Origin of the sequence: Exiguobacterium sp. s91, from assembly GCF_018618915.1 — a bacterium.
In the GTDB taxonomy this organism is placed as follows: domain Bacteria; phylum Bacillota; class Bacilli; order Exiguobacteriales; family Exiguobacteriaceae; genus Exiguobacterium_A; species Exiguobacterium_A abrahamii.
This window is the reverse complement of the sequence record NZ_JACSMZ010000001.1, coordinates 2,181,091-2,206,596: the sequence shown is the minus strand read 5'-3', so window position 1 is coordinate 2,206,596 and position 25,506 is coordinate 2,181,091. Positions and strand designations below refer to the sequence as shown.

The 25,506-nt window shown below is 46.9% G+C and carries 23 protein-coding genes, 15 tRNA genes and 1 rRNA gene; 29 read left to right on the top strand and 10 right to left on the bottom strand.

All coding sequences use genetic code 11. The features are described from left to right. The 20 genes from rrf to KNQ06_RS11375 all read left to right on the top strand — a co-directional run. A 5S ribosomal RNA gene (rrf, locus tag KNQ06_RS11470) occupies window positions 1-98 on the top strand; the annotation flags it as partial. Between the two features lie 6 nt (window positions 99-104). Further along, window positions 105-179 (top strand) — tRNA-Asn (locus KNQ06_RS11465). A 26-nt stretch (window positions 180-205) separates the two neighbouring features. Further along, window positions 206-296 (top strand) — tRNA-Ser (locus KNQ06_RS11460). Between the two features lie 21 nt (window positions 297-317). Then, a tRNA-Glu gene (locus tag KNQ06_RS11455) sits at window positions 318-392 on the top strand. Window positions 393-402: 10 nt separating this feature from the next. Continuing rightward, window positions 403-476: transfer RNA gene (locus tag KNQ06_RS11450), tRNA-Met, on the top strand. Window positions 477-484: 8 nt separating this feature from the next. Next, a tRNA-Asp gene (locus KNQ06_RS11445) sits at window positions 485-560 on the top strand. 7 nt (window positions 561-567) lie between these two features. Further along, window positions 568-643: transfer RNA gene (locus tag KNQ06_RS11440), tRNA-Phe, on the top strand. Window positions 644-674: 31 nt separating this feature from the next. Further along, window positions 675-758 (top strand) — tRNA-Tyr (locus KNQ06_RS11435). A gap of 4 nt (window positions 759-762) precedes the next feature. Beyond that, window positions 763-833: transfer RNA gene (locus KNQ06_RS11430), tRNA-Trp, on the top strand. A 9-nt stretch (window positions 834-842) separates the two neighbouring features. Then, a tRNA-His gene (locus tag KNQ06_RS11425) sits at window positions 843-915 on the top strand. Window positions 916-925: 10 nt separating this feature from the next. Next, window positions 926-997: transfer RNA gene (locus tag KNQ06_RS11420), tRNA-Gln, on the top strand. 8 nt (window positions 998-1,005) lie between these two features. Then, window positions 1,006-1,080, top strand: a tRNA-Gly gene (locus KNQ06_RS11415). Window positions 1,081-1,086: 6 nt separating this feature from the next. Beyond that, a tRNA-Cys gene (locus KNQ06_RS11410) sits at window positions 1,087-1,160 on the top strand. Between the two features lie 36 nt (window positions 1,161-1,196). Beyond that, window positions 1,197-1,277: transfer RNA gene (locus KNQ06_RS11405), tRNA-Leu, on the top strand. Window positions 1,278-1,281: 4 nt separating this feature from the next. Further along, window positions 1,282-1,352 (top strand) — tRNA-Gly (locus KNQ06_RS11400). A gap of 38 nt (window positions 1,353-1,390) precedes the next feature. Next, window positions 1,391-1,461: transfer RNA gene (locus tag KNQ06_RS11395), tRNA-Gly, on the top strand. An 89-nt stretch (window positions 1,462-1,550) separates the two neighbouring features. Continuing rightward, on the top strand, window positions 1,551-2,711 hold the full coding sequence (gene queG, locus KNQ06_RS11390; RefSeq protein ID WP_214724339.1) for a tRNA epoxyqueuosine(34) reductase QueG: 1,161 nt from the start codon (window positions 1,551-1,553) through the stop codon (window positions 2,709-2,711). Next, entirely contained in the window at window positions 2,686-3,165 is a 480-nt protein-coding gene (locus KNQ06_RS17100) for a methylated-DNA--[protein]-cysteine S-methyltransferase (RefSeq protein ID WP_149426890.1), read from the top strand. Before queG ends, KNQ06_RS17100 begins: the two co-directional genes overlap by 26 nt. A 3-nt stretch (window positions 3,166-3,168) precedes the next feature. After that, window positions 3,169-3,642 carry a tRNA (uridine(34)/cytosine(34)/5-carboxymethylaminomethyluridine(34)-2'-O)-methyltransferase TrmL gene (trmL, locus tag KNQ06_RS11380; protein ID WP_023467320.1) on the top strand — a complete coding sequence of 158 codons (474 nt, stop codon included), beginning with the start codon at window positions 3,169-3,171 and terminating at the stop codon, window positions 3,640-3,642. 238 nt (window positions 3,643-3,880) lie between these two features. Beyond that, complete coding sequence (locus KNQ06_RS11375; RefSeq protein ID WP_029340917.1) at window positions 3,881-4,447, top strand: DUF5366 family protein; 567 nt, start codon at window positions 3,881-3,883, stop codon at window positions 4,445-4,447. A gap of 1 nt (window position 4,448) precedes the next feature. On the opposite strand, the gene KNQ06_RS11370 is transcribed toward KNQ06_RS11375, so the two are convergent. Continuing rightward, window positions 4,449-6,224 (bottom strand): transglycosylase domain-containing protein, encoded by a 1,776-nt coding sequence (locus tag KNQ06_RS11370; protein ID WP_050677725.1) that lies wholly within the window; start codon window positions 6,222-6,224, stop codon window positions 4,449-4,451. Window positions 6,225-6,430: 206 nt separating this feature from the next. Between KNQ06_RS11370 and KNQ06_RS11365 the strand changes: the two genes are divergently transcribed. From KNQ06_RS11365 to KNQ06_RS11350, 4 genes are read left to right on the top strand one after another with little or no spacing between them, the layout of a single operon-like run. After that, window positions 6,431-7,591, top strand: coding sequence for a glucose-1-phosphate adenylyltransferase (locus KNQ06_RS11365; protein ID WP_023467324.1), 1,161 nt, complete (start codon window positions 6,431-6,433; stop codon window positions 7,589-7,591). A gap of 14 nt (window positions 7,592-7,605) precedes the next feature. Further along, window positions 7,606-8,706 (top strand): glucose-1-phosphate adenylyltransferase subunit GlgD, encoded by a 1,101-nt coding sequence (glgD, locus tag KNQ06_RS11360; RefSeq protein WP_023467325.1) that lies wholly within the window; start codon window positions 7,606-7,608, stop codon window positions 8,704-8,706. 14 nt (window positions 8,707-8,720) lie between these two features. Beyond that, a complete protein-coding gene (gene glgA / locus KNQ06_RS11355; RefSeq protein ID WP_149426891.1) occupies window positions 8,721-10,172 on the top strand; it encodes a glycogen synthase GlgA in 1,452 nt (483 codons plus the stop codon). Between the two features lie 28 nt (window positions 10,173-10,200). Next, window positions 10,201-12,624, top strand: coding sequence for a glycogen/starch/alpha-glucan phosphorylase (locus tag KNQ06_RS11350; protein ID WP_214804345.1), 2,424 nt, complete (start codon window positions 10,201-10,203; stop codon window positions 12,622-12,624). Window positions 12,625-12,665: 41 nt separating this feature from the next. On the opposite strand, the gene KNQ06_RS11345 is transcribed toward KNQ06_RS11350, so the two are convergent. Further along, window positions 12,666-13,484, bottom strand: coding sequence for a sulfurtransferase (locus KNQ06_RS11345; protein ID WP_149426893.1), 819 nt, complete (start codon window positions 13,482-13,484; stop codon window positions 12,666-12,668). A 92-nt stretch (window positions 13,485-13,576) separates the two neighbouring features. On the opposite strand from KNQ06_RS11345, the gene KNQ06_RS11340 reads away from it, so the two are divergent. Beyond that, on the top strand, window positions 13,577-15,313 hold the full coding sequence (locus KNQ06_RS11340) for a phospho-sugar mutase (RefSeq protein ID WP_149426894.1): 1,737 nt from the start codon (window positions 13,577-13,579) through the stop codon (window positions 15,311-15,313). 137 nt (window positions 15,314-15,450) lie between these two features. Beyond that, window positions 15,451-16,347: an aldo/keto reductase gene (locus KNQ06_RS11335; RefSeq protein WP_215148209.1), complete on the top strand. Its 897-nt coding sequence runs from the start codon at window positions 15,451-15,453 to the stop codon at window positions 16,345-16,347. Window positions 16,348-16,531: 184 nt separating this feature from the next. Here KNQ06_RS11335 and KNQ06_RS11330 read toward each other — a convergent pair whose 3' ends face one another. The 5 genes from KNQ06_RS11330 to KNQ06_RS11310 all read right to left on the bottom strand — a co-directional run bounded on the left by KNQ06_RS11330 (window position 16,532) and on the right by KNQ06_RS11310 (window position 20,498). Next, complete coding sequence (locus tag KNQ06_RS11330) at window positions 16,532-16,720, bottom strand: hypothetical protein (RefSeq protein ID WP_023467331.1); 189 nt, start codon at window positions 16,718-16,720, stop codon at window positions 16,532-16,534. A gap of 141 nt (window positions 16,721-16,861) precedes the next feature. After that, window positions 16,862-17,512 (bottom strand): amino acid ABC transporter permease, encoded by a 651-nt coding sequence (locus tag KNQ06_RS11325; protein WP_023467332.1) that lies wholly within the window; start codon window positions 17,510-17,512, stop codon window positions 16,862-16,864. Then, entirely contained in the window at window positions 17,509-18,276 is a 768-nt protein-coding gene (locus tag KNQ06_RS11320) for a transporter substrate-binding domain-containing protein (RefSeq protein WP_047396216.1), read from the bottom strand. The genes KNQ06_RS11325 and KNQ06_RS11320 overlap by 4 nt, the downstream gene beginning before the upstream one ends. A 163-nt stretch (window positions 18,277-18,439) precedes the next feature. After that, on the bottom strand, window positions 18,440-19,546 hold the full coding sequence (locus KNQ06_RS11315) for an ABC transporter ATP-binding protein (RefSeq protein WP_023467334.1): 1,107 nt from the start codon (window positions 19,544-19,546) through the stop codon (window positions 18,440-18,442). Between the two features lie 118 nt (window positions 19,547-19,664). Further along, entirely contained in the window at window positions 19,665-20,498 is an 834-nt protein-coding gene (locus KNQ06_RS11310) for a PucR family transcriptional regulator (RefSeq protein ID WP_214768882.1), read from the bottom strand. 74 nt (window positions 20,499-20,572) lie between these two features. Here KNQ06_RS11310 and KNQ06_RS11305 point away from each other — a divergent pair, with 74 nt between their 5' ends. Both KNQ06_RS11305 and KNQ06_RS11300 read left to right on the top strand, forming a co-directional pair. Then, window positions 20,573-21,709, top strand: coding sequence for a DUF445 family protein (locus tag KNQ06_RS11305; RefSeq protein WP_214768886.1), 1,137 nt, complete (start codon window positions 20,573-20,575; stop codon window positions 21,707-21,709). A 20-nt stretch (window positions 21,710-21,729) separates the two neighbouring features. Then, entirely contained in the window at window positions 21,730-22,104 is a 375-nt protein-coding gene (locus KNQ06_RS11300) for a YlbF/YmcA family competence regulator (RefSeq protein WP_023467337.1), read from the top strand. Window positions 22,105-22,155: 51 nt separating this feature from the next. On the opposite strand, the gene KNQ06_RS11295 is transcribed toward KNQ06_RS11300, so the two are convergent. From KNQ06_RS11295 to KNQ06_RS11285, 3 genes are all read right to left on the bottom strand, one after another. After that, window positions 22,156-22,368, bottom strand: coding sequence for a YhzD family protein (locus KNQ06_RS11295; protein WP_214768889.1), 213 nt, complete (start codon window positions 22,366-22,368; stop codon window positions 22,156-22,158). Between the two features lie 58 nt (window positions 22,369-22,426). Continuing rightward, entirely contained in the window at window positions 22,427-23,506 is a 1,080-nt protein-coding gene (dinB, locus tag KNQ06_RS11290; RefSeq protein ID WP_214768897.1) for a DNA polymerase IV, read from the bottom strand. A gap of 63 nt (window positions 23,507-23,569) precedes the next feature. Beyond that, entirely contained in the window at window positions 23,570-24,475 is a 906-nt protein-coding gene (locus KNQ06_RS11285) for a magnesium transporter CorA family protein (protein WP_023467340.1), read from the bottom strand. A gap of 104 nt (window positions 24,476-24,579) precedes the next feature. On the opposite strand from KNQ06_RS11285, the gene KNQ06_RS11280 reads away from it, so the two are divergent. Next, a complete protein-coding gene (locus KNQ06_RS11280; RefSeq protein ID WP_214768900.1) occupies window positions 24,580-25,500 on the top strand; it encodes an HD domain-containing protein in 921 nt (306 codons plus the stop codon). Window positions 25,501-25,506: the final 6 nt, after the last annotated feature.

Genomic DNA, 25,506 nt, shown 5'->3' with positions numbered 1-25,506 from the left:
GTGGTCACACCCGTTCCCATGCCGAACACGGAAGTTAAGCACTTGAACGCCGAAAGTAGTTGGGGGCTTCCCCCTGTGAGGATAGGACGCTGCCAGGCGATCGTTCCGCAATAGCTCAGCGGTAGAGCAACCGGCTGTTAACCGGTAGGTCGTAGGTTCAAATCCTACTTGCGGAGCCATTTATTACTTCTTCACCACGTACAATGGAGAGCTGTCCGAGTGGCCGAAGGAGCACGATTGGAAATCGTGTAGGCGTCAAAAGCGTCTCAAGGGTTCGAATCCCTTGCTCTCCGCCATCATCACTTTCAATTCATAATGGCCCGTTGGTCAAGCGGTTAAGACACCGCCCTTTCACGGCGGTAACACGGGTTCGAATCCCGTACGGGTCACCATTTATAGCGTCGCGGGGTGGAGCAGTCTGGTAGCTCGTTGGGCTCATAACCCAAAGGTCGTCGGTTCAAATCCGGCCCCCGCAATTACATACGGTCCTGTGGTGTAGCGGTTAACATGCCTGCCTGTCACGCAGGAGATCGCGGGTTCGAATCCCGTCAGGACCGCCATTGTTAAGGCTTTGTAGCTCAGTTGGTAGAGCAAAGGACTGAAAATCCTTGTGTCGGCGGTTCGATTCCGTCCAAAGCCACCATCTTTATTAACAACATGATTTTCCCATTTGTGGGGGGGTAGCGAAGTGGCTAAACGCGGCGGACTGTAAATCCGCTCCCTCGGGTTCGGCGGTTCGAATCCGCCCCCCCCCACCACCATAGGGGCATAGTTTAGCGGTAGAACTACGGTCTCCAAAACCGTCAGCGCGGGTTCGATTCCTGCTGCCCCTGTTTACCATGGCGATTGTGGCGAAGTGGTTAACGCACCGGATTGTGATTCCGGCATTCGTGGGTTCAATTCCCATCAGTCGCCCTCTTATTATTGGGCTGTAGCCAAGTGGTAAGGCACTGGATTTTGATTCCAGCACGCGAAGGTTCGATCCCTTCCAGCCCAGCTTTTCAAGCGGAAGTAGTTCAGTGGTAGAATACGACCTTGCCAAGGTCGGGGTCGCGGGTTCGAATCCCGTCTTCCGCTCCAATGAGTGGCGCCATAGCCAAGTGGTAAGGCAGAGGACTGCAACTCCTTTATCGTCAGTTCGATTCTGACTGGCGCCTCCAACTATTTCTCAATTAAATAGTTTTGCAAGAGATTGTGCCGGTGTGGCGGAACTGGTAGACGCGCACGACTCAAAATCGTGTTCCTTTGGAGTGTCGGTTCGATTCCGACCACCGGTATCTTGCGGGTGTAGTTTAATGGTAAAACCTCAGCCTTCCAAGCTGATGACGAGGGTTCGATTCCCTTCACCCGCTTTATACTTTTTACACAATCTGATGTTTCACCTGATCATGCGGGTGTAGTTTAATGGTAAAACCTCAGCCTTCCAAGCTGATGACGAGGGTTCGATTCCCTTCACCCGCTTACTAAAAAAGAGCAATGTGTCGTTTTCGCTGACACCTTGCTCTTTTTGTTTAGGAACGGGATTTTAACGAGGAAAGGAGTAGATCGTGATGGATGGTGTGCAATTGAAATTGGCTTTACAAGAGTACGCAGCAGAGATTGGGATTGATGAATTGAAGGTGACGACGGCTGATCCATTTCTTGTCTTAAAACGTCGCCTGCAAGCGCAACAAGAAAAAGGATTCGCTTCTGGTTTTGAAGAGCCCGATCTCGATCTTCGAACGACACCGTCTCTACTCGTTGAAGATGCCGCTTCGATCATTGCCATTGCGGTCGCGTATCCAAGTACTCTCAAAAGTGCACCTCGTGGCAAGGAAGGGGAGCGACGGGGAATCTTTTGTCGATCGTCCTGGGGACTGGATTATCACCAGGCGTTGCGACAACGCTTGACGTTACTTGAAGAAAAAATTCAAGAATTGAGTCCAGGTGCAAGGACGCGCTCGATGGTCGATACAGGAGAACTCGTCGATCGTGCAGTAGCAGAACGAGCAGGTATCGGATTCAGTGGGAAAAACTGCTCGATCATCAGTGAGGAGCACGGATCCTATCTCTATCTTGGTGAACTGATTACAGATATCGTCCTACCGCCGGACCAGCCAGTCGAAGAATTATGCGGGACATGCAATAAGTGTATCGACGCTTGTCCGACGGATGCGCTTGTTGAACCTGGCGTCATCGACGCTAAACGGTGTATCTCGTTTTTGACGCAGACGAAAACATTACTACCAGAACCATTCCGAATGGCGCTTGGGAACCGTCTATACGGTTGTGATACGTGTCAGCAAGTATGTCCGTATAACCGGAAGAAGAATGCGACACATCACGCTGAACTGCAGCCGGATCCAGAACAAGTCAAACCGCTCTTAGTTCCACTCTTATCCATGAGTAACCGTGAGTTCAAGAGCCGGTTCGGTACGTTGTCTGGCGCATGGCGTGGAAAAAAGCCGATTCAGCGTAATGCGATTTGTGCGCTCGTCCATTATCGAGACAAGAGCGCGATTGAGGCGCTACGGTTAATGACAGAAACGGATGCCCGGGAAGACATGCGGGCGCTTGCACTCTGGGCAGTCGGTCGAATTGGTGGAATTGAAGAAAAGTCATATATCGAATCACGTCTTTTAGCCGATACTGCAGTGGATGTGCAGACAGAAGGACAACGGTTACTTGAGGAGTGGGGGGAAGCAGATGCCATTTCAACAGCTCACTTATGAGTTTGGTACATTGCTCGTCGCATGGGAAAAAGAGCACATCGTGTATCTCGATTTTGGATTGAATGAAGAGCGTGCTCGAACCTATTTGCAAGAAGAAACCGACGACGGTGAATTACCGAAAGCTTGGCGCATGGCGTTTGATCGTTATGCAGGAGGCGATCGACAAGCGCTTGATGCACTTCCTTGTCAGTTGCGTGTCACACCGTTTGCGGAGCAAGTGTTGCACGCTTTACGAACCGTTCCGTTTGGTCAGACGATCAGTTACGGTGAACTGGCTCGAATGATCGGGAAACCAAAGGCAGCACGAGCCGTTGGTGGTGCCTTGAACCGGAATCCGATCGCGTTAATTTATCCGTGTCACCGTGTCATAGGGGCGACTGGTAAACTGACGGGTTTTGCAAGTGGGATTGCCCATAAAGAAGCGCTTTTAGCGCATGAGATAGGAGAGAATTGAACCATGGCTATTCATGTCGTTATGTATCAACCGGAGATTCCTCAAAATACAGGAAATATTTCACGCACATGTGCAGCGACGCATTCCGTCCTTCACTTGATCCGACCGCTCGGCTTCTCGACGGACGATAAGCAACTTAAACGTGCGGGTCTCGATTACTGGGAATTCGTCGATGTCCGTTATCATGATTCGTTAGAAGAACTGTGGGAGAAGCATCCGGAAGGTATTTTCTACTATATTACGAAATATGGAGAACAGTACCCGAGCCAGATCGACTTATCGGATGTCGAACAGGATTATTTCTTTGTCTTTGGTCGGGAAACAAAAGGATTGCCGCTTGAAGTCATCGATGCGAACGCAGAGCGTTGTATCCGTCTACCCCAATCGAATCTCGTTCGTTCACTGAACGTCTCGAACACGGCAGCGATCATCGTCTATGAAGCATTGCGTCAGCAAGGATACGCAGGTCTTCTATAAAGCAAAAGCTCCATCCTGAATCAGGATGGAGCTTTTATGAATTATTCGTTACCTTCAGGTTTTTTGTTGTAGCCTGCAGTGAAGATTGCTGTCAAAAACGCAAGACTTACGCCGACCATTAAGATAAATGCCATTTTTGTTTCCCCCTTCAGTCTCTTGAACCGATATAATCTATTATAGTATACCTGTAAGTGAAATTGTGTGCTACATATGAATTTTCTATGAATGGAGACTCCACATGCGTACGAACGTTTACCTATTAAGTTATGCTCCGCTGATCAGCATCTTGTTATTTAGTACGTCCCTTGCGATTGCAACGACGGAACTTGCATTACATTGGCTCGATCAAGTCGGCGTGTACGATGAACTACTGCAACTCTTGACGGCACGCGATACGAAGCTTGTCGTTTGGCTTGGTTTTTTGATCGTTTACTTCATGATCTTTAGTTCACTTAAACTATTGTCAGATACGATCAATCAGCTCGGTTTTGCCTTTTTTATCAAGGAACAAGAGGGTACGACACTCGGCATGTTACGTCCGGGTAGTATTCTGTTACTTATCGGAGGTTGTGTCAGCTTTGCCTTCATGACGTCCTTCTTGCATGTCGGAATCGTGTTGCTTGTGTCTTTTTTCATCTATTTTATCTTTTACACGGTACAAATTAGTAAAATGACGAGTGCAGCAGGAGCCGTCGGTTTGATTATCTTTTCTTTCTTAGCCTGGGGTGTTCTGCTTGCTGGTCTATCGTGGGTCGGTCTGACTTTATTCAATTCGTTCGGGGAAGCGATTTTATTTCCGAGTTGACTTAAGGACGTAAAATCGTCGCCCACGTCTGGACTTGTAACGTTGCATTCGCCTCAACAGGGAAGGGACGCGGGCGATCTGCCCCTAGCCAAATCCCTCCGATATGTTGATTTTTAATACCGACGAACCACATGTCTTTGTTATCGTTCGTCGTTCCTGTTTTTCCTCCGATATAGCGCGCAGAGGAATCATATCCTTTGCGTCCCGTTCCATACGTCATGACATTCTTTAAACCAGCCCGTAATTCCCGGTTCGTCTGACTGGACCAAATCCGTTGTTCTTTTTCTTGTGGTCGTTCGACCGTTCCATTTTTAAGCGTAATACTTTTGATCATCGATGCCGGTCGATAGATCCCGTCATTGACGAATACGGAATAAGCGTTCGTCAGTTCATATGGACTGATCCCGTATTGCAACCCACCTAGGGCACTCGTAAAGGCATCATCCTCACGTGTCCATTGGCTAAACTGGAATGGACGGATGGACTTCAATCCTTCCCGGAAAGAGACAGCAAATGCTCGAATTGCTGGTGTGTTATAGGAATAAGCGATCGCATCGGCAATCGTTACTTGTCCGAGAATTCGATTTCCGCTATTTGACGGACAGTATCCATCGATACAGACGGGACTACCGTCTAACGTGCTCGACAAGCGGGCTTTCGTCTTCTCAAGGTAAGGACCGTAGACAAGTAACGGTTTGATGGCTGAACCAGGTTGTCGGTACGACTGCACTGCTCGGTTGAACTGACCTGTCAAATTCGATTTGTAGCCGACAAGAGCCGTGACCCCGTGTGTTTGTCCGTCGATGCCAACATAAGCCCCCTCAATCGGGTTGGGTAGATTGCGAAGAGCTTCCTTAGCCCGTCGTTGTTCTGCTGAGTCGAGATATGTCGAGATGACCGCACCTTGTTGATGCAGATATTCTGCAGCATGCTTCTCACTCCAACCCTTTTTTTGAGCGGTCATCCGAACAGCAGCTTGAACGGTGGCATCGATATAGTCCGGATAAGGGACACTCGGTTTATAGGATCGAGGCGACACACGAGAAATAGCAAAATCTTTCGTCAGTACACGATCGCGTATTAACGCTTGAACGATTCGTTGCTGACGTTTTTTTGTGTTTTCAGGAAAGCGCAGCGGGTCATAAAGAGAAGGATTATTCGGAATTGCTGTCAGAAAACTGATTTCAGACCAACTCAACTCGCGTGCCGGCTTATTGAAATATGATTTTGCGGCAAGTTCGATGCCATAAATATTATTCGCGAAATAGGCTTGATTGACATACGCTGTCATCAGTTCTTTTTTCGAATATTTTTGCTCCAAAGACACAGCAATTAACAACTCTTTTATTTTTCTAGTATATGTTTTTTCGTTTGTTAGATATGTCATTCTTGCTAGTTGTTGTGTGATCGTACTGCCACCTTGAGATTTAGAATCAGACTGGTTTTTCGTAAACGCGCGTAAGATTCCTGTGATGTCATATCCGTCATGTTGATAGAAACGCTGATCTTCGATAGCAACAAACGCTTGCTCGACTTTTTTCGGCAATGTTCGAGGTGTTAAGTCATCCCGTCGCAATCCGTCATAGAGCTCGACCCGTTTGTTTTCATAGGTTACGGTGATTGGTTGGTAGGAGGTCAGTGGATGTCGTGTCGTCTGTTCATCGGCCCAGAAAAAAAGTGTGCGTGCTGTTTTTAACTCATCTTTAATTGAAAATAAGGAAAACAGAAGCATCATTGTAAGACCAAGTAAGACGAGATATCCTGTCGTAATTCGCATGAGAACTCCTTTCAAAAAGCCATTTCATTCCTATTATCGGTCTTTTATGGAGAAATCAATAGATTTTTTTTCGATTTTTGTATTTTAATAAACCTATTTTGCAGGAATGTTATATTAAAAAGAGAAAAGATTGGGTATATAGAAGTATCTGTGGATTTTAGAACGCGAGTCATCTGTAAAAAAAGAGCATAAATGGAGGGGACGAAATGGCTAAAAAGAATGTCGTTGCGATGTTACTTGCAGGCGGAGAAGGGAAACGTCTGGGAGCTTTGACGAAACACACTGCGAAACCAGCTGTTGCATTTGGAGGAAAATACCGGATCATTGATTTCCCACTTTCGAACTGTACGAACTCAGGAATCGATACAGTTGGCGTGTTGACGCAATACGAACCATTAGAGTTGAATCGATACCTTGGCATCGGAAGTCCATGGGATTTGGATCGTCGTAATGGCGGATTAACAATTCTTCCACCATACCAAGCACAGAACGGCAAAAACTGGTATGAGGGCACAGCAAATGCTATTTATCGAAACATGAGTTATATCAACCAATTTGACCCTGAATATGTTCTTGTTCTATCAGGCGACCATATCTATAAAATGGACTACGAAAAGATGATTGAGGAACACCGTGTGACAGGTTCTGATGTCACGATTTCCGTACGTGAAGTACCATGGGACGAGGCACCGCGATTTGGTATCCTCAATACGGACGATGACTTACGAATCAATGAATTCGAAGAAAAGCCAAAAAACCCGAAATCAAATCTTGCATCGATGGGGATTTATGTCTTTAACTGGGACATCTTAAAACGCCACTTGATTCAAGATGCCGGCGATGCGGAATCAAGCTTTGACTTCGGTAAGAATATCATCCCGAACATGCTTTTTGAAAATCTCAATATCCGTGCGTATAAATTCAAAGGATACTGGAAAGACGTCGGGACGATTCAATCCCTTTGGGAAGCAAATATGGATCTATTGACGGCAGAGCCTGAATTCGATTTGTATGAACCATCATGGAAAGTACATTCGGTCAACCCGAATCAGCAACCACAATACATTGGAAACGCTGCGACAGTCGAGACATCGATCATCAACGAAGGATGCCACATCGAAGGAGAAATCAATCATTCGGTTCTCTTCTATGGTGTCGATGTAGCAGAAGGATCACTCGTCAAAGACTCAGTCATCTTCCCGAACGTCAAAATCGGACGAGACGTCACGATTCACCGGGCGATCTTAGCAGATGGCGTGATCGTTGAAGATGGTGCAACGATTGGTTCTCCGGACGGAGAAGTTTTCGTCATTGAAGCAGACAGTATCGTCAAAAAGAACGAAGTCATCAAAGAAGCGATTCAATAAGGGGGATATACGAAATGAAGGTCGATCTATTAGGCGTCATCAATCTGAGTGGTGAAGAAGGATTTTTTAAAGAATTGACAGAACATCGCAACTTGGCAGCAGTTCCATTTGCAGGGCGTTATCGGTTGATCGATTTTACATTAACGAACATGGTACAAAACGATATCGCGAACATCGGGATTTTTACGCTCGAGAAATATCGGGGCATGATGGACCATCTTGGATCTGGTAAAGAGTGGGATCTTGACCGTTCAAACGGTGGACTCTATATCTTCCCACCTGCATTGTCACAAGATGCGAACGAGTTCCGTGGGGATCTATCGAACTTCCACCTTCACCGTGATTTTTTCCTTCGCAGTAAGGAAAACTATGTCGTCGTCTCTGGTTCAAACATCTTATCCGCGGTGGATTATCGCGATGTATTACGTGAACATAAAGAATCGAATGCGGATATTACGGTCGTCTATACGAAGCGTGAGCTACCTTGTAAATACTGCCGCCCGATCCGTTTTGGTGAACAGAATCGCGTGACAGCGATTGGATCACGCGGATTCCAGCCGACGGATGAGACGTTCTATATGGAGACGGTCGTTCTATCGAAAAATCTCTTTGTTCGTTTAATTGATGAAGCGATTGCTCGTGGTGAGTACGATTTACTTCAGAGTATCATTCGTTCGCAACTGAACCGTCTACACGTGCACGGTTATGAGTACAGTGGTACATCACAAGTCATTCACTCGCTTCGTTCATACTATCGTGAGAGCATGCTGTTGCTTGAACAATGGGGAGCAATCAATGACTTCCAGCACGTCTATACGAAAATCAAGCATGAGCCACCGACACGTTATCTACCGGGTTCTGACATCAAGAACTCACTTGTCGCGAACGGCTGTAAATTAGAAGGAACGACGACGGACAGCATCTTGTTCCGTGGTGTCAAAGTCGGTAAACACGCTCGTGTCAAGAATTCGATCATCATGCAAAAATCAGTCATTGAAGAAGGCGCGGTCGTTGAGTACGCGATTCTCGATAAAGAAGTCACCGTCAAACGCGGTCAAGTCATCCGCGGAACGGCAGAAGAACCAATCGTCATCAAAAAACAAACAATCGTTTAAAGGAGATGTCACTTATGAAGGTATGGTTTGCTGCCACGGAAGCGACACCCTTCATCAAGACAGGGGGGCTAGCTGACGTCGTCGGCTCGCTCCCTTTAGCGCTTGCTGAGGAAGGTGCAGACGTTTCAGTCGTTTTACCTAATTATGGTCAAATCAAGGAACAGTATAAATCAGAGATGGAGTTTTTATTCGACTTCATCGTGCCTGTCGGCTGGCGCCAGCAATTCGGTGCAGTTCTCCGTCTGAAACAAGATGGTGTGACGTTCTATTTCATCGATAATGAGTACTACTTCAAACGGGATGGCGTCATTTATGGACATTACGATGATGCGGAACGGTTTGCGTATTTCTCACGTGCTGTCCTTGAGATGATTCAACATTTGGATCGAAAGGAAGTACCGGACGTCATCCATTGTCACGATTGGCAAACAGGTGTGATTCCAGCGTTCTTACGCATCCATTATCAACACCTCGAGCGCTATCAAGACATTAAAACGGTCTTTACGATTCACAATCTACAATACCAAGGTGTCTTCCCGGAAGAAGTGCTTGGTGACTTACTTGGTTTGAGTCATGAACATTTCACAGCGGATGGGATTGCTCATAACGGGCTCGTCAATTACATGAAGGCAGGACTCGTCCACTCCAATCAAATCACGACAGTCAGTCCAACGTACCGTGATGAAATCATGGATCCGTATTACGGTGAGACACTTGAGCCGGTCTTGCAACATCGCGCTGTCGACGTGCGTGGCATCTTGAACGGGATCGACTATCGTCAATTTGATCCTGCGCATGATACGCATCTCGTTGAGACGTATTCCGTTGATACCGTCACGGAAGGAAAAGCAAAAAACAAGGCGGCTTTACAAGAGGAACTAGGTCTCCCAATCAATCCGGACGTACCATTGTTCGGTTTCGTATCTCGTCTTGTCGACCAAAAGGGAATCGATTTACTCGCGCATATTTTACCAGACTTGTTCGAACTCGATGCGCAGTTCATCATTCTCGGATCGGGTGAAGCGGAATATGAAGGATTGTTCCATCATGCGACATCGATTCGTCCAGACAAAATCGCTTCTTATATCGGATTTGACGTTGGTCTCGCACAACGGATCTACGCGGGCAGTGATGCCTTCTTGATGCCATCGCGTTTTGAACCGTGTGGTCTCAGTCAGTTGATTTCGATGAAGTATGGCTGTTTACCGGTCGTTCGGGAAACAGGTGGGCTCCGTGATACGGTCAAACCGTTCAATCAGTTCACATTAGAAGGAAATGGATTCTCGTTCGCGAATTATAATGCACATGAGTTTTTAGAAGCGATTAAACGTACGATTGAGGTGTATCATGATCGACCAGTCTTTGATCATTTGATTGAGACAGCGATGAATGAAGACTTCAGTTGGTTGCGTTCAGCCGACGAATACTTGGCGTTATATCGTTTGATTGCACCGTCCGCCACTTGATCGTATCACTGGGAAAAGGGGTTACGTCATGTTCAAAGATAAAGAGAAGTTCAAGGAGAGGTTTACGGAACGATTCGTTTCGATGCATGGCAAGGCAATAACGGAAGCAACAGAAAACGATATCTATCAGACACTTGCCTATCTGGTACGCGAGACGGTCACGACCGATTGGTTACGGACGAAGGAAACATATATCCATAAAAAAAGTAAGCAAGTCTATTACTTCTCACTCGAGTTTTTACTCGGACGTTTCCTGCATAACAATCTATTGAGTCTTGATGTCTTAAAGGATGTCGAGCGGGGACTTGAAGAACTCGGATATCAGCTCAGTGATTTGACGGAAGAAGAGCCGGAACCTGGACTTGGGAACGGGGGTCTCGGACGTCTCGCGGCGTGTTTCCTTGATTCCCTTGCTGCGCTCGGTCTTCCTGGACACGGGAACGGAATCCGGTATCAGTATGGTCTCTTCAAGCAAAAAATCATCGATGGTTATCAAGTCGAGTTACCGGATAACTGGCTGAAGAACGGAAACATGTGGGAAATCAGACGTTCTGATAAAGCAGTCGATGTTCCATTCGGTGGACACGTTTGGCTTGAAGAGGTCGGTGATGGATATCGCGTCCATCATGAACCGGCTGAAATCGTCCGTGCTGTTCCGTACGATATGCCGATCGTCGGCTATCAAAACAATGTCGTCAATAACCTGCGACTTTGGAGTGCTGAGTCTCCACTTGATGATGATGAATTACTTAGCCAATACCGTGGGAACTATAAAGATTTACTGGCACATAAACAATCGATTCAGACGATTTCAGAATTTCTGTATCCGGATGATACGACGTATGAAGGAAAAGAGCTGCGTCTAAAGCAACAATATTTCTTCGTCTCTGCTGGATTACGGAGTATCTTAACGTCCTTTAAAAAGCGAAATCATTCATTGAAGCAACTCGGCAACCATATCGCTATCCATATCAACGATACACATCCGGTCGTCGCGATTCCAGAGTTGATGCGGATTCTTGTCGATGAAGAAGGATTTGGCTGGGAAGAAGCATGGCGCATCACGAAGAGTGTCATGTCGTTTACGAACCACACGTTACTGTCAGAAGCACTCGAGCGCTGGCCGATCGATTTGTTCCGTCGCTTATTACCGCGCATCTACCTCATCATCGAGGAAATCAACCGACGCTTCTGTAAGGATGTGCTTGCGAACTATCCACACATGGAAGCGCATATGCGAGATATCGCCATCATCGCGGATGACCGGATCAATATGGCGAATCTGGCTGTTGTCGGCACGCATTCGACGAATGGTGTCGCTCAGATTCATACTGAGATTCTGAAGCAGCGCGAGATGCGCCTATTTTATGAGATGTTTCCGCTTCGCTTTAATAATAAGACGAACGGAATTACACATCGTCGCTGGTTCCTCTCATCAAACCCAGCACTGGCAAATCGTGTGACAGAAGCAATCGGGGATAGTTGGATTCAGCATCCGTCTGATTTGCAAAAGTTGACGAAATGGGCAGAGGATTCAGCATTACAGAAGGACATCGCCGAGATCAAACTTCAGCGCAAAGAAGAATTAGCGTTGCTCATTGAAAAAGAAACCGGTATCGTCGTGGACCCAACCTCGATTTTTGATGTTCAAGTCAAGCGATTGCATGCGTACAAACGTCAACTCTTGAATGCGTTACACATTCATTCGCTCTACTATCGTCTGAAGGAGGACCGTTCCTTCACGATGACACCGCGGACATTCATCTTTGGTGCAAAGGCGGCGCCAGGCTATCATTATGCAAAAGAAGTCATTCGTTATATCAATGCGTTAGCTCGCTTGATCAATCAGGATCCAGACGTCAGTCCATACTTAAAAGTCGTCTTCCTAGAAAACTATCGTGTATCGCTTGCTGAGAAGATTTTCCCGGCAAGTGACGTCAGTGAACAGATTTCGACTGCAAGTTATGAAGCCTCTGGAACCGGCAACATGAAATTCATGATGAATGGCGCCTTGACGATTGGAACGCTCGACGGAGCGAACATCGAAATTCGAGACGAGGTCGGGGATGTGAACATCTTCATCTTCGGCTTAACACCACAAGAAGTCATGAATTATAAACAATACGGCGGTTACAGTGCATACGATCAATACAGTGCCCAACCCGAGCTACGACGGATCATCGATAGTCTCGTCGATGGAACATTATTTGCTCCAGGTGAATTCCAAGCGATTTACGATTCATTATTGACGTATAATGATGAGTATCTGATCCTGAAAGACTTCATGTCGTATCAACAAGCGCAAGAACGAATCGATCGGATGTATCAGCAACCAGAAGAATGGTATAAACGCGTCATTCTTAATATTGCACGGTCAGGTGTGTTCTCAAGTGACCGCACGATTAAAGAGTATGCGAATGCGATCTGGAACATCAAACCGATTCAACTCTGAACAAAAAGACACTGACAGATGTTTCTGTCAGTGTCTGATGCTTACGAACGGGAGACATCTTCACCACGGCTGACCCAATCACTATAAGAGCCGGCGTAAAGCCGGACATCGGTTTTCCCGAGTGAATGGAGAGCGATGACATTGACACACGCTGTCACACCACTTCCACAATAGAGGATAGGGGCTGTGACCGGTAGGATGTCGGCGTACAATTCTTTCAAATCTTCCGCGTCCCGTAAGCGACCATCTGGTGAGAGTGCTTGTTCAAAGAAACAATTCACGGCACCTGGAATGTGGCCGGCGACGTGATCGAGTGGTTCGATTTCTCCACGGTATCGATCGGGCGCACGGGAATCGATGACCATCGTTTCTGTCAGCTGATCTTTCAACTCTTCGAACGAGACGAGCATCTCATCTTGAAAACGAGGCGCGTACTGAGAAGGTTCATAAGTAGGAACGTCGTCCGTGACCGGAAGATCGAACGCTAGGTAAGAGGAGAATCCGCCCTCAAGGACGACGACACGCTCATGTCCGATCCATTTAAATAACCACCAGGCACGAGCGGCATACGGAAAACCATCGTCATACAAGACGACGAAGTCGTCCGGTGTCACACCATGCTGTTCCAGTGTGTGTTGCCACGCTTCTTTTGAAGGAAGCGGATGCCGACCGCCGACCTCATCGATGGGACCGGAAAGGTCAGTTGTTAAATCCAGGTGCTGTGCACCTTCGACGTGTTGTTCCAAGAAAGCATTTCGTCCATATTCAGGTTGTTGCAAGTCATATCGGCAGTCAAACCAGCGAATCTGATCCGTTCGGACGAGCTGTTGAAGATCTGCCATTTGAATCGTAGGAAACATGCCTCATCACCTTACCCTTTCTAGTGTTAATCATATGAAAGGTATCGCATCATCGCAAGTCTTACCCTCATTCAAAAAGGAGTCGATTTACCATGTCATGGAAAGAAACCTACCAAAAATGGGATCAGTTCGCTGATTTAGACAGTACATTAAAAGAAGAGTTAGTCACGTTAGCAACGGATGAAAAAGCAGCCGAAGAAGCATTCTATAAAGAACTCGAGTTCGGAACAGGTGGTATGCGTGGGGAAATCGGTGTCGGGACGAACCGGATGAACGTATATACGGTCCGAAAAGCATCACAAGGGTTCGCGGCATTCATTAAGGCGTCGGGGGAAGAAGCGGCAGCAAAAGGAATCGTCATCGCACACGATTCACGCCATTTCTCACCAGAATTTGCGCTAGAGGCGGCACGTACGCTCGCAAGCAACGGCATCAAAGCGTATCTGTTTGACGGTCTACGTCCGACACCGGAACTTTCGTTTGCGGTTCGGTCTTTACAAGCGGCGGGCGGGATCGTCATCACGGCGAGTCACAACCCACCAGAGTACAATGGCTACAAAGTATATGGAGATGACGGTGGACAACTTCCGCCAAAAGAAGCAGATGAACTCGTTTCGTACGTCAGCCAAATCGAAGATGAGCTATCGATTGAACTTGAGCAAGAAGAAGTCCTTCGCGCGAACGGTTTGATCGTCCGTGTCGGAGAAGAGCTCGACGAGGCGTATCAAGAAAAATTACAAACGATTCGTGTCTTACCTTCGATTCAATCGGAATTAGCGGATCCACTTAAAATCGTCTTCACACCACTTCACGGAACAGGTCTTGTGCCGGTAACAGAAGGCTTGAAACGGTATGGATTCGAACACGTGACAGTCGTTAAGGAGCAAGCAGAACCAGACGGTGCGTTCCCGACCGTGACGTCACCGAACCCGGAAGAACATGCTGCCTTTAAACTGGCGATCGAATATGGTGACCGGACAGATGCCGACATCTTGATTGCGACGGATCCCGATGCTGACCGTGTCGGAGTCGCAACACGTGATGCAGACGGAGAATGGACAGTCCTGACAGGGAATCAGACGGGAGCGTTATTGCTCGACTACATCCTTTCACAAAAAGCGGCGCAAGGAACACTGCCAGCGAACGGATTCGTCGCGAAGACGATCGTTACGTCGGAACTCGGCGCGTTGATTGCACGTCACTATGATCTTCATGTCGAGAACACGTTGACAGGCTTTAAGTTCATCGGGGAAAAAATCAAACAATACAACGCATCGGGTCAATATGAGTATCTCTTCGGATACGAGGAGAGCTATGGTTACCTTATCGGTGACTTCTGCCGAGACAAGGATGCCGTCCAAGCGTGCTTGTTAGCTGCTGAGATGGCTGCGTACCATAAGAAAGAAGGACGGACGCTCTATGAGGCATTACAGGCGATTTACGAGCAGTTCGGGTACTTTGAAGAGTCACTCCGCTCTCTGACACTCAAAGGGAAGGATGGCGTGGAACAGATCGGTCGTATCATGGATACGTTCCGTGAGAATCCGCCAAAACAAGTGGCTGGAGAACAGGTCGTCTTATTCGAGGACTATGATGCGAGCATCGCCCACGATTTGAAGACACATCAACCTTCACCGATCAACTTGCCAAAATCCAACGTACTGAAGTTTACGCTTAGCGATGGATCATGGTTCTGCCTTCGTCCATCGGGTACGGAACCAAAAATCAAATTCTACTTCAGCGTCACGTCACCAGATGCTGCTGAGACGACACGGAAACGTCAGCAAATCGAAGATGAAGTCATGCAAGAAGTCGAACAAATTCAATAAGTCCCATGCAGGATCACGTCATCGACGGGGTCCTGTTTTTTGTCTGAGAGCATCAAAAAGTGAAATCCGTGCAACCGGTACCATTTTGGGGTACAGTAAACAAGATAGAGTTTATACGATAGGGGAGTGGAAGATAGATGAAACGGATTCAACTAACAGAAGATTTATCATTCTCACGCATCATTCACGGCTTATGGCGATTGAATGAATGGGAGATGACGAAAGAAGAGCGGCTTGAATTGATCGAAGCATGTCTTGCTTTAGGAATTACGACGTTTGATCACGCAGATATCTATGGCGATTACACGAATGAACGCTTATTCGGAGAAGCGCTTGCTTTAAAACCGGAGTTACGTGACCGAATGGAGATCGTTACGAAGACGGGCATCAAGATGAAAGGGAATCATTTCTCGGATCAGTCGTTGTCATTCTACGATACGACGAAAGAGCATATCATCAAACAAGTCAACCGTTCTCTTCAAGAACTCGGTGTCGAGTACGTGGATACGTTGTTGATTCACCGTCCAGATCCGTTGATGGACCCGAACGAGATTGCTGAAGCGTTCGTAGAGTTGAAGGACGCAGGAAAGGTACGGACATTCGGTCTCTCGAACCATACACCTGCGCAACAAAGTCTGATTCAGTCGCGCTTACCATTCATGCTCGTGACGAACCAACTCGAGTTGTCGGTTTCGGAACTGAAACATTTCGAGGACGGATCCGTTGATCTCTGTCATGAAAATGAGATGCCGTTGATGGCATGGAGTCCGCTTGCGGGCGGTCGTCTCTTCAAGGACGAGCAATATGCTCCGTTACGCGAAAAATTAGCTGAGATCGCAGAGACGATCGGGGCAGAAGAAATCGACGAAGTCGCATATGCATGGTTGCTCAAACATCCAGCACGTATCATGCCAATCGTTGGTTCTGGTAAGATTGAACGCATCGAATCTGCGGTTCGTTCGACGAAATTGTCGTTGACACGCGAACAGTGGTTTGAGATTTTGAAGGCATCACGTGGTCGTGACGTCGATTAATTGATTTTGAGATAGAAGCGGATCAATGCGTAAATTGTCCGTTAGCGAAATAAAGTGAGGGGATCGTTTCCGATATATCATCCGGAAGCGATCCTTTCTTTCGCTTACGTATAGAACATATGTCAAAAAGTAAACAAAAAAAGCCCCATCTCAAGGGGGAGGAGAGATGGGGGAATCTATGAGGTTAAGCTTCTAAGCGAAGCATCTCCTGACGGTATTTATCTAAACGATCTTTACTTGCTGACATGGCAGCTTGGTCATTGGCTTGAATCGCATCGAAGAGCGTACTGAGCTCATAATCGATTTCGAGACGTAGCACTGGAATTCGCTGCTCTGCATCTTGTCTACGGAAAGCTTCAATTACTTGTTTCATCTCGGCCACGCTCCTTTATAAGTTGTCAGATAATTCTGATTTTTATTAGTATACTTGATTATTCCCGGATTGCCTAGTGCTAAACCTAAAAAAATCTAAAAAAACACACTTGAAATCCTGACGGTTCCAAGTGTGGAAAATTCATTCTGGAATGCTGAATCGTGCCTCTAAGCGATGTTGAACACTTTGAATGAGCGTTGACATGATCCAGTAAATCGCAGCTGAGAATAGCAGCAACGGCATGACGAGATACGTCGTAGCTGAAATCTGGTCAGAGACGTATGTCAATTCTTCGACAGCAACAATCGTACCGAGTGATGTCGATTTGATGATATCGATGACAGAGTTCGAAAGCGGTGGAATCGCCCGAGATAGTGCTTGCGGCAAGATGACGTCCTTGAATGTCTTACGACGCGGAATACCGAGCGAATCAGCTGCTTCCCATTGTCCACGATCGACAGAGGAGATGGCAGCTCGGAACGATTCTGAGATATACGCAGAAAAGTGAAGCGATAAGCCGAAAGCGAGAGCTTGGAATCCAGTCAATTGAAGGACAACGAGACCATTGTATAAAATCAGGATTTGTAACAGCAATGGTGTTCCTCGGAAGAAGGAGACGTATAAACGTGCAAAACCGCTAAAGACGGCAAGACGGCTATCACGCATGACGGCAAGAATCAACCCGAGAATAAGCGCAAAGACGATGGCGAGACCACTTGCTAGAAGGGTCGTACCAATCGCCTTTGCGTAGACGTCCGAGTTATCCCGGACGATCGTCAGTAATTCACTCACTTACTGATATCCTCGTTGAAATACTTCTCACCGATTTTTGCAAGAGTGCCGTCTTCTTGCATCTCAGCGAGTGCTTTATTAAAGTCTTCTGTATACTTGCTGTTTTTCGCCATCATGAAGCCTGATTCGTTCTTATCGAACGTCTCACCGACCGCTTTGACTTTATAGCCTGCTTTTTTCAGCTCCGTTAAAACGAAGAGACGATCGTTCATAGCAGCATCAACACGACCTGCTTCAAGATCTTTTAAGACTTGGTTCGCACCTTTGTAGTACTTCACTTTCGCGCCAGCTTCTTCAGCCGTTTTGGCATAAAGTGAACCTTGTGTCGAACCGACTGTCTTTCCTTTTAAGTCGTCGAGTGTTTTGATGTCGTTCGTTTTATTGTTGACGATGATCGTTGAACCAGAGACTGTATACGCATCAGAGAAAGCGTATTTTTCTTGGCGCTCAGGCGTGATTCCCATTTGGTTCGCGATGACATCGATTCGTTTTGAATCGAGTGCTGGGATGAGTCCTTTGAAGTCCATCGCTTTGTAATCGACTTTATAGCCGGCACGTTTTGCGACTTCATTCATGACGTCTACGTCATAACCTGTCAATTTTCCTTTTTCTTTATACGTGAAAGGTGGGTACGTTGCTTCTGTACCGACTGTAATGACTTTTGACTCTTTATCAGAACCTGCGTTGTCGTTCGAAGCGCCGCATGCTGCAAGCACCCCCGCTGTCGATAATGCTGCTACAGCTAATTTCAAACCGTGTTTCATAGCGCTCTCTCCTTTATAAATGAATGATTTCAATTCCTAGTTTTCGAATAGGATTAATTTTAAGCTACAAGCAGTATCATACAAAGTTACAGGAACGTCTGTCAATAAAAAAGACTGCCCTTAAAAGGACAGTCTGAAACATCGTAACTGATCGATGATGCGATTAACGGATCGTTGCTTCCGTCGCAGAGTCGAAGAAGTGTGCTTTCGTCATATCGAAGAAGAGATCAAGCTGCGATCCCATCTCGACGTGTGAACGCGAATCAACACGTGCCGTGAACGCTTGTTGTCCGACTTTTGAGTAGAGGTAAGACTCTGCACCCATCAATTCGGAGACTTCGATATGTGCTGGGAAGCGGTGTGCTGTTTTCGTGTCTTGGTAGATCAATTCCGCATGGATGTCCTCTGGACGAATTCCGAGGACGAGATCCTTGTTCGTGTAACCACGGTCGCGGAGAACTTTCATTTTTCCTTCTGGTACTTCGAACTTCTCTTCTGTTCCTGAAACGTGGAAGAGACCGTCTTCCGCTAATTTACCTGTCAAGAAGTTCATCGATGGTGAACCGATGAATCCGGCAACGAACATGTTATCTGGGTGATCATAGACTTCTTTCGGCGTACCGACTTGTTGAATGATACCCGCTTTCATGATGACGATTCGTGTCGCAAGCGTCATCGCTTCCGTCTGATCGTGCGTAACGTAAATCGTCGTCGTCTCAAGACGTTTGTGTAACTGAATGATTTCCTTACGCATTTGTACACGTAATTTAGCATCTAAGTTCGAGAGCGGCTCATCCATCAAGAAGACTTTAGCATCACGAACGATGGCGCGACCAATCGCTACCCGTTGGCGCTGACCACCAGAGAGTGCTTTTGGCTTCCGCTCGAGGTATTCTTCAAGACCGAGGATACGAGCTGCGTTATCAACGCGTTGCTTGATTTCATCTTTAGGGAACTTCCGAAGCTTTAATCCAAATGCCATGTTATCGAAGACGTTCATGTGTGGATACAGCGCGTAGTTTTGGAAGACCATCGCGATATCGCGATCTTTTGGCGCTACATCGTTCATGCGTTTACCGTCGATGATGAAATCCCCACCTGAGATTTCTTCGAGCCCAGCGATCATCCGGAGCGTCGTTGATTTACCGCAACCTGATGGTCCGACGAAGACGATGAATTCTTTATCTTTAATGTGAAGGTTGAAGTCATCAACCGCTTTTGCATCACCTGAGTAGATTTTATCGATATGTTCAAGACGAATTTCAGCCATGTGTAGTTCCCCCTAATGTAAATGATGAAATAATAACGCTTACAAGATTTAGTATAAAAGAAGTCAGGGAGTCTGCCTATGGACAACCTGACTAAATGCAAACGTTTTCAATTAGGCATCATGCTACAAGAAGTAAGGTATAGAGGAAAGTAGCACCTTCAAATGAGCGAACATCGATTCCAGTCTGCTCCGTCAACCGGTCGAGTCGATACTGGAGGCTATTTCGATGTAAGAATAGATGTTTTGCTGTCAGAGAGACGTTCAAATTAGATCGACAAAAAGCAAGGATTGTCTCACGAGACTCTGGCTCGAGGGAACGAATGAACTGATCGACGAGTGTCGCGCGGTGCCGGTCATCTAGACTCGCAAGACGAATCATGGCAGGCAAGAAGCGTTCGATGTGCATCGAAGGAACGAAAGCAAGCGCTGCTTGTTCAAGTTGGAACTGAACGGCGATATCGCCTGCAGCACGTTGTTGACCAAGCAATACCTTACCGTCGAGTACAAAATCAGATTGTAACGCTAAAAATAAATCGGATAGTTCAGACTCAATGACAAACTCTTCGCGTTCGACGACCGTGAAGCGGTGTGTGCTAAAAGGAATAAGGATGCTCGTCTGCGAAAAGAAAGAGGAGAGCAATTGTTGAATTTCTTCACTTGTCCGTTCATCGGTTGGATTGAACAAAAAATGGACAAGTCGGAACGACTGATCTTCGAGGGCATGAGCAGATTGGATACGCTCTCGCCATAGATCGATATCAGACCGCGACGTCGTAATGATGCGTTCAGCGAATACATCAAGCAGTTGTTGTTCGCGGTCAGAGATGGCGGTCGCCTTGATTCCAAAACAGAGTCCATCTTCAAGGCGATATACGCTATACTGTTCCTGGCAATAAACATTCGGATCGGTCGTAAGCTGGTCATTGAATACAGTCATCAGTTGTCGTAACACACGGCATCACTCCTAAATCGTACATAACTATCTCGACTTTACCATAAGTCGAAAATCGGAAGGAATGATAACTTATGTCAGATACGTTTTTACTCGTATTGAAACTTGTCGGAATCATTGTCATTGGGGCCCTGATTGGCGCAGTCACGAATCATCTAGCGATTCGGATGTTATTTCGACCACTTGAACCGAAATACATCGGAAAATTTCGCGTACCCTTTACGCCGGGTCTGATTCCTAAACGGCGGGATGAACTGGCAGCGAATCTCGGACGGACGGTCGTCAAGCATCTTTTGACGCCAGAAGGGATCGGGAAACGTCTCGCATCACCAGCTGTTCGTGGAGCCGTCACGCGACTTGTCGAACAAGAAGTCATGAAATGGACACGCTCGGAAGAGACGACGGAAGCGTGGATTAGTCGCTTCATCGACGAACCCAAACAACGGATCCAAGGGAAAATCAGTTATCACTTGGAGCAGGAGTTTTCGCTTCTCATGGGTAAATGGCGTGAAAAATCCTTACGCGAGTTGATCGGGGAAGCCGGAGAACAAAAAATCGAGGAGGTCATGCCAAGACTCATCACATCCGTATTGCACCAAGCAGAGGAATATTTTGATGGACCAGAAGGACGTCTACAACTCGAGGAAACGGTTGCTCGTTTCATCCAACAGCGACTCGGAGGTGGGATGTTCGGGATGTTGCTCGCGAACGTCAACGTCGTTGATATGATTCAGCCGGAGCTGAAACGGGTACTTCAATCAGAGTCGACGTCTCAGTTCATCCTTGCCTTATTACGTCAGGAATGGCAAAAGGGACTGGATCGTCCACTGTCGTCCTATATGACGGAAGAGACGGAGTCGCGGATTCGACAGACCGTCAAAGAACAAGTCTTGGCGCGTTTACCGATTGAATCGATGCTTGCTACACCATTACGCGTCTGGTTGAATCCACTCGAATCACAATTACTCGAGCAACATGTCCCTGTCGTCATCGATCATCTATTCGAACGGACGACGAATCAAATCGGGCAAATCTTGCAGACGCTCGATCTCGAAACGATTGTTCGAGAAGAGGTCGGTTTGCTGGATACTGCATATCTCGAAGAAATCGTCTTATCGATTTCTAAGCGAGAATTCCGGGCTATCACTTGGCTTGGAGGGTTGTTAGGTGGTTTAATTGGATTGATACAGGCGGGGCTTTATCTCGTCTAAACAAATTGGAGGTTTTACTCATGGCAGAAACAAACTTATACGATCACGCGTACACACTGGAGCGTGCATTACGTGAAACTTCGGAGTATACGACATTAAAAGACTTGTACACGCAAGTTAACGCGGATCCGGAATCAAACGAATTGTTCGCGTCGTTCCGTAACATCCAACTCGAATTACAACAAAAACAGATGCAAGGTGAAGAAATCACACCAGACGATATGGCATCTGCCCAAACAAAGATGCTTGAAGTACAAAACAACCCACTAATCAGTCAGCTGATGCAAGAAGAGCAACGGATGCACACGATGCTGACGGAAGTCACACAAATCATCATGAAGCCGTTAGAAGAACTCTACGCGCCAATGATGGAGCAACAAGACGACGTTCAATAAGTAATCAAAAGGAAGACGGCCATAGTGGCGAGTCTTCCTTTTTTGTATGGCTCAAGATGAAGTAGGGACGATCCGTGGCAAATAAGCGCGCTCGAAATGAATGAGACGACCGGAACGTGTGACACGTGCTGCATGATGGGCGTACCCACTCTCATTAAGACGCCGAATCCCTTTTTCTCGTGCCTGTCCATCTGTTTCTGCTTCAAAGACGTCATCGAGTAACGTTTCACCACGATCTGAAAAGACTGTAATCGTATACTGCATACTTGTTCCTCCCTTGTCCGATTGGTCTTGTATTTAGTATAGTGAATCACTATTCATTTTACAAGCGTAAGTCCATATCCTGCCACGTCAGTTGTCTCGCAGCTGGAGGAGTAGTCAGGTGACTGACCGTCATACCAATCAAGCGGATCGGTCTGTCGAAGGTGATGCCATTGAACAGTTTCGTTGTTTCCTCAAGTAATCGTTCTTCGTCCGCCGTCTCTTCTGAAAATGTATGCCGTTTCGAACGTGACTGGAATGTATCGGTCTTCCACTTGATCGTGATCGTCCGGCAGACGAGTTCTTTTTTTTGAAGACTCGCAATGACGGATTTTGATTCTCGAATCAACGTCTCAAATATCGTATCGATATCCTCCGTATCTTCTTCAAATGTTGTCTCAGAACCAATCGATTTTCGCTCGCGTTCCGGACGAACCGGACGCTCGTCGATCCCGTGTGCCATCGCATGCAGTTCCGTTCCGCGATCACGTCCAAGTATTGCTCGTAATTGTTCGACCGGCATTGCTTGGACATCTGCGACGGTTTCAATCCCTTGCTTTCGTAACGCTTGTTCCGTGACTTTTCCGACGCCATGTAAATCTCCAATTTTTAATGGAGACAAGAAACTGAGGACGTCCTCTGGAGGAACGACCGTCAAGCCGTTCGGTTTCTCGTATCCGGAAGCGACCTTCGCGACGAGCTTAGAGTTCGAAACACCAGCAGAGGCCGTCAGACCTGTCCGTTCTTTAATTTGCTGAAGAACATATTGCGCGATATAGGTCGCACTTTTTTGATCAAAATAATTTTCCGTGACGTCAAGATACGCTTCATCAAGCGAGAGAGGCTCGACGAGCGGTGTCACTTCTCGAAAAAGCGCCATGATTTGCGCACTGACAGCTCGGTAGACGTCAAAGCGGGGACGAATGAAGACCGCACGGGGGCAAAGCTGGAAGGCACGTCTTGACGGCATCGCGCTATGGATCCCGTATTTCCGTGCTTCATAGGAACAGGTCGCTACGACACCACGTGCATGAGGCGGTCCACCGACGACGACGGGAACACCTTTTAATCGAGGACGATCGCGTTGCTCGACGGAAGCGTAAAAGGCGTCCATATCAATATGAATGATTTTTCGTTCCATCGTACAAGCGTCTCCTTTCAGTAGATATGATACAATTAGTATAACGAACTTATGTTCTGATATCTATTTTTTTGGTCGACTGTTCTTTGGCATCCGAACAAGAGCGCCTAACCATCCGCGCCAGCGCATCCAGTAGAAGATGCCACCGGTCGAGAGAAAGATCAGTCCTAGGGATAGGGCGTAACCGTATTTCCATTCTAATTCCGGCATGATTTTAAAGTTCATCCCCCAAATCGCACCGAGAGCCATCGTTGGTGTCGCGACGGCAGTAAAGATTGTTAATGCCTTCATGATTTCGTTTCCACGGAAGTTCGAGACGGTCGTCGATAAGTCGAGCAGGACCTCAATGTCTTTTTGATAATGTTCGATGAGCATCAACAGACGGCGGACACGTTTCGTAGCTAGTTTCAACGAGAGATCCTCGAGATACGCGTCCTCATCGAGAAATGATTCTTCGCCAGCCATGACGAGCTCTTGAAACGGAACGATTAAATCGGACCAGTTCTCGATCGTGTCGCGTAAAGCGAAGATGCTATCGAGTGAATCTTCATTGATGCTACCGCGCAGTTCATCTTGTCTTGAGAACAGTTCCGTCTCAAACTGATCGATACCGGCAAAATACGTGTTCAGCTGTAAAGCAAGAATCGTATAAAAAGCCGCAAAGGGATGCGCGGGAGAATAGGGAGCGACCAGGGACACGATTGAATCCGACAATCCGATTGTGATGAGTTTTTCTTTCGTTACGTAAAAGCAAATCGAGCGGCGGTCACTTTTGTCGACAGGATTTTGCCAGGTGACGACAGCGCCATAGAGAACCCCTTTTTCCGAGCGGGTGAAGTTCATGTCTTTCGATCGCAGCTGTGTGACCCAGTCCATTTCGGATTGGTCGACGGCAGCCGTCGGAAAGGTTTGTTCATAGTCAGCTAAATCGAGATAGCGGGACCAATTAAATTGAGGTTCCAGTTCCATGTTCATGACTCCCATATAGTAGAATGAAATAGTATATGCCTTAAGTGTAGTCAATGGAATATAAAAAAGACACCTATTTTACAGATAAAGGACGTGTTTCAAGTATGAAAGGAATTGGTAAATTAGCAGTTGGAGAAACGCTCGATCAACGAGCGATGATCAAGCAAGCGGTCAAAGGAATTGCAGCAAATGGGAAACCATACTTGACGCTCATCTTGACGGATAAGACAGGCGAAATCGAGACGAAGATGTGGGATACGAGTGATCTTGAAAAATATGCGCCGAAGTCGATCGTCCATGCTGCTGGAGAAGTCATGGACTATCGGGGACGGACACAACTCAAGCTCAAACAAATCACGGTCCTAGCGGAGACGAATGTCGAGGACTATGTCCAATCCGCGCCGATTCCGCGAGAGCAGATCGAGACGGAAGTACTCGCGTTCGTAGAATCGATTCAGAACAGTGATATGAAAAAGCTCGTTAAACATTTGATTACTTCACGATTCGACGCCTACTTCACGCATCCGGCAGCGGTCAAGAACCATCATGCTTTTTACTCGGGGCTGTCATACCACGTCCTTTCGATGTTGCGTCTAGCGGATCAAATCGCTCAACTCTATCCGACCTTAAACCGTGACGTGCTAATCAGTGGCATCATTCTGCACGATTATGCGAAAATCAAGGAGTTATCCGATCCGGTTGCACCGGAATATACGTTGCCTGGTAAACTCGTCGGTCATATTACGATGATGGTAGCGGAACTTGAGAAAGTCGGAGCAGAATTACAAATTGACGCAGAAGTACTGACGGTCTTGCAACATCTCGTCTTAAGTCATCACGGACGACCGGAATGGGGTTCTGCCGTCGCACCACAGATGCGCGAGGCAGAAGTTTTGTTCTTGATCGATAACCTTGATGCACGGATGACGATGATGGATCGTCTCCTTGAATATGTCGAGCCAGGACAGTTCTCGGAACGATCATTTGCACTAGATAATCGTGCTTTTTATCGTCCGAAGCTATAAGGGGGA